The following is a 3,778-nucleotide window of genomic DNA, read 5'->3' as shown; positions in this document are numbered from 1 at the left end:
CGCCGAAGCCGCCGACGGCAGCTGGTCAGCACCGGCCGCCTGGTTGCTGAACCCCCAGCTGATCTCGAACCCAGTCTGGCACCGGCTGATCGTCGACCCGATCACTGACGACGTCTTGGCCCACCAGTACGTCGGTCGCCTCGCCCCAGACACCCTCAAGCAAGCTGCCGCCTTCCGCGACGGCGTCTGCCAAGCCCCCGGCTGCCTACGACCAGCCGACCAGTGCGACCTCGACCACCGAGAACCCTGGCCCGAGGGACCCACCTCGGGCGAGAACATCTGGCCGCTCTGCAGGCGACACCATTCACTCAAGGGACATCAGATCCTGCAGTGGGTGCTGCCATCAGGACACGCCGTTCCCGCCGAACCCGCACACCGCGAACGCCCCACCACACCGCCCTCACAGCTGGAGCACCAGCTGGCGCAGCTGCTGGTCAACGCCTGACGCCCATGCCGCCGCTGAGCGGCGCGGGCCAGTCCAGCTGACGGTCCCGACCGAGCAGCTCGTCAAGACCGTCGGCGAGGTCCTCCGGCAGGTCGACCGACCGACGTGACTGCATGTCGACGTGCACCCAGGTGGCCTCCATGGTGCACGCGACAGCGCGCTTGTCCCGGTCCAGTACGAAGGCGATGGCGTGCACGGCGCGAGCCGATCGTGCGATGAATCGGTTGTGCACCGTGAACGGCTGGCCGAGCCGCATCTCGCCGAAGTAGCGGATGTGCTGCTCCACCGTGAACAGGCTCATGTGTCGTTCGGTCACGTACTCGTCGGTGAACCCAGCGGCCTTCACGCCATCCCACAGCGAGTGAGCTGTCAGGCGGAAGTAGTCGCCGATGTTCATGTGACCGTTCTCGTCGATGAACCCCGGTTCCACCTCGCCCTCGCGCACTGAGGGGAGCTGGGACACCTGGTCGAACGTCGGCATGGCGGTCACGAGGTCGAGACTATGACTGGCCCTCGGTCAGCAACATCTCGGCACCGAGAGAAGACTCCGGGACACCGAAGCCCTCCACCAGCGCGAGGGTGTGTGGACGCAGCTTGTCGAGCAGATCGTTGACCAGGGACGTGACGGTCTTGGCGCGCGCGTCGGAGATGCGGTTGTGGCCCATGAACCAGGCCAGATCACTCTCGATCTCGGTGAGCGCGTACAGCGAGCACACGTCTCGCAGCAGATCCTGCGCCTCGGGGTCCTCGCATCGGGCGATACCAGCGGTGAATGCCTCGAGGACGACGCGTTGGATGTGCACCCGCCCGCAGCGGATGACGTGGTCCTGTGCGGCGTTGAAGACCGCGAAGGCCTGCTCGGGATCCTTGCCGGCGCGCCGCAGGCGCCGCGCGGCGGTCTCGATGACGTGCTGCTCGCGTTCCTCGAACAGGCCGAGCTGGGTGCCGCGGTCCAGCAGGTCGTGGTCGTCGTCCTTGCCAGACCGGGCGTCGATCAGACGCTGAATCAGCTGGGATGCGGCCGTGCGTTCCTTGACGACGTCGGTGGCAGTGGCCGCCGCGAACTTCACGAGCCCGACCGGGTCGAGGCCGCCAACCTCGGAGGCGTACGACGTGAGCAGCTCCTTGGCGACCAGCTGGAACAGCACGTGGTTGTCGCCCTCGAACGTGGTGAACACGTCGGTGTCGCCCTTGAGGGTGGTGAGCCGGTTCTCGGCCAGGTACCCGGCACCGCCGCACGCCTCCCGCGCCTCCTGAATGGCTTCAGTGGCGTGCCACGTCTGGGCCGCCTTGAGGCCGGCCGCCCGGCCCTCGAGCTCGCGCGCCTTCAGTGGGTCGGGGTGATCCGCCGTCTGCAGGCTGTCCATGCGGGCGACCAGCTGGTTCTGGGCAAATCGATAGGCGTACGACCGCGCGATCAGCGGCAGCAGGCGGCGCTGGTGCATCCGGTAGTCCATCAGCAGCACCTCCTGGTCCGGGCTCGGGCCGAACTGGCGACGCTTCAGGGCATACCGTCCCGCGATGCTCAGGGCCACCTCGCAGGCGGCGCTGGCCGAGCCGCCGACGCTGACCCGGCCACGGATCAATGTGCCGAGCATCGTGAAGAATCGGCGGTTCGAGTTGTCGATGGGGGAGGAGTAGGTTCCGCCCTCATCGACCTGGCCGTACCTGTTCAGCAGGTTCTCGCGCGGGATGCGCACCTGGTCGAACATCAGCCTGCCGTTGTCCACGGCCCCGAGCCCGCCCTTGTGACCGTCGTCGGAGGTGGTGACTCCCGGCAGGTCCTTGCCCGTCGCATCACGCAGCGGCACCACGAAGCAGTGCACGCCGTGCTGCTCGCCCTTGGTGATGAGCTGGGCGAAGACGGCCCCCACCGTGGCGTGCTGCGCGGCCCCACCGATGTAGTCCTTGCGGGATGAGGGCGTCGGAGAGTTGATGACGAACTCCTGCGTCGCCGGGTCGTAGGTTGCTGTCGTCTCCAGGCTCTGCACGTCACTGCCGTGCCCGGTCTCGGTCATGGCGAAGCAACCCAGGATGTCGAGGTTGATCAAGTCCTTGATGTACGCATCGTGATGTGACTGGGTGCCGAGGTTCTCGATGGCGCCGCCGAACAGACCCCACTGCACTCCGGCCTTGACCATGAGCGAGAGATCGAACTGCGCGAGCATCGAGATGCCGGTGACGGCCATGCCCGGGTCGCCCGTACCGCCGGCCTTGACGCTGAATCCCGCCGCCGGGATGCCGGTGGGGATGAGCTTCTTCATCTGCTCGAGCACGCGCTCGCGGGCCTCGTCGAGCGTCAGGTCGTGGTCAAACAGCAGATCCATCTCGGCCAGTTCCTTGCGGGACTGCTCACGCACGTGGCGCCACTTGCCGTCGATCGAGATACGAAGTTCGTCGCTGAGCGTCATGTCCCCACGCTACTCGGATCGACGGGAGCATGGGTGGCTCATGACCTGCGTCACGGAATGACCATGAGGGCGGGTTCGCTGATACATTCACTTCTGCCCAGTCGGGCACACAACTCAAGACGTCCTGCGTGTCAGGGGAAGCCGGTCAGATTCCGGCGCTGACCCGCAACCGTAGGCCACCGAACAGGTGGCGAGCCGGAGCACCTGCTGCAGGACTGACCACCACTCACGCTGTCGAGGAAAGCACGTGACGTCCCTTCTGGGCCGCGCGTGCGTGCAGCCGGAAGGAATCATGAACATCACCCTTTGCCGGGCAGGCGCTGCTGTCGCCACCGCCGCTGTTGCCGCCGCTCTGGCGTTGGCGCCCACGGCCGCGCAGGCGGCGCCCACACCGCAAGCGTCGTCGGCAGCTGACTGGCTGGCTGACCAGGTTCCGTCAGACACGCACCTGTTCTCCTCGGTCTACGGCCCCGGCGAGTTCGAGAGCTTCATCGACTACGGGCTGAACCTGGATCTGCAGCACGCGCTTGACACCTTCGGCGACACCGCCACAGCCGATCAGGTGTACGGCGCAGTCGTGGCCGACACGGCCGCGTACACCGAGCCCTGGGGCACGCGGTACGCCGGCAACATGGGCAAGCTGGCCACCTACGTCGCGCTGCACGGCGATGATCCCACTGCCATCGACGACCGCGACCTGATCGCCGAGCTCGCCGAGCTGATGATCACCGAAGGCGCCGAGAATGGGCGTCTGAAGGACAGTCCAGACGATCAGTACCAGTCGGCCAACACGGTGGGGCAGGCCTGGGGCGTCCGCGCCTTCCAGGCGGCGGGCAGCGAGAGCGTGAACCCCGCAGCCGACTTCCTGGTCGATCAGCAGTGCCCCGATGGTGGATTCCGTCTGTTCCAGAAGGGCGACGGC

General features: G+C 66.9%; 4 protein-coding genes and 1 riboswitch. Of the genes, 2 read left to right on the top strand and 2 right to left on the bottom strand.

Going from position 1 to position 3,778, the window contains the following annotated elements; all coding sequences use genetic code 11:
• Nucleotides 1–445 (top strand): HNH endonuclease signature motif containing protein (locus WB508_RS08540; protein WP_423844460.1); only part of this gene is annotated, 445 nt, incomplete at its 5' end.
• On the opposite strand, the gene WB508_RS08535 is transcribed toward WB508_RS08540, so the two are convergent.
• Both WB508_RS08535 and WB508_RS08530 read right to left on the bottom strand, forming a co-directional pair.
• Nucleotides 435–926 (bottom strand): thioesterase family protein, encoded by a 492-nt coding sequence (locus WB508_RS08535; protein ID WP_423844461.1) that lies wholly within the window; start codon nucleotides 924–926, stop codon nucleotides 435–437. The two genes, WB508_RS08540 and WB508_RS08535, sit on opposite strands and share 11 nt — an antisense overlap.
• Before the next feature lie 19 nt (nucleotides 927–945).
• Nucleotides 946–2,856, bottom strand: coding sequence for an acyl-CoA dehydrogenase (locus WB508_RS08530; RefSeq protein ID WP_423844459.1), 1,911 nt, complete (start codon nucleotides 2,854–2,856; stop codon nucleotides 946–948).
• A gap of 79 nt (nucleotides 2,857–2,935) precedes the next feature.
• Nucleotides 2,936–3,082, top strand: a riboswitch (cobalamin riboswitch).
• A 66-nt stretch (nucleotides 3,083–3,148) separates the two neighbouring features.
• Between WB508_RS08530 and WB508_RS08525 the strand changes: the two genes are divergently transcribed.
• The coding region (locus WB508_RS08525) for a hypothetical protein (protein WP_423844458.1) at nucleotides 3,149–3,778 on the top strand (630 nt) is incomplete at its 3' end.

Origin of the sequence: Aeromicrobium sp. (assembly GCF_049586495.1) — a bacterium.
Lineage (GTDB): Bacteria > Actinomycetota > Actinomycetes > Propionibacteriales > Nocardioidaceae > Aeromicrobium.
Note: the sequence above shows the minus strand (reverse complement) of the source record. Positions and strands in the feature narration are given on the sequence as shown.

Coding starts and splice junctions, on each gene's coding strand:
- WB508_RS08535 (WP_423844461.1), bottom strand. CDS start 926: ATGCCGACGTTCGACCAGGTGTCCCAGCTCCCCTCAGTGCGCGAGGGC.
- WB508_RS08530 (WP_423844459.1), bottom strand. CDS start 2,856: ATGACGCTCAGCGACGAACTTCGTATCTCGATCGACGGCAAGTGGCGC.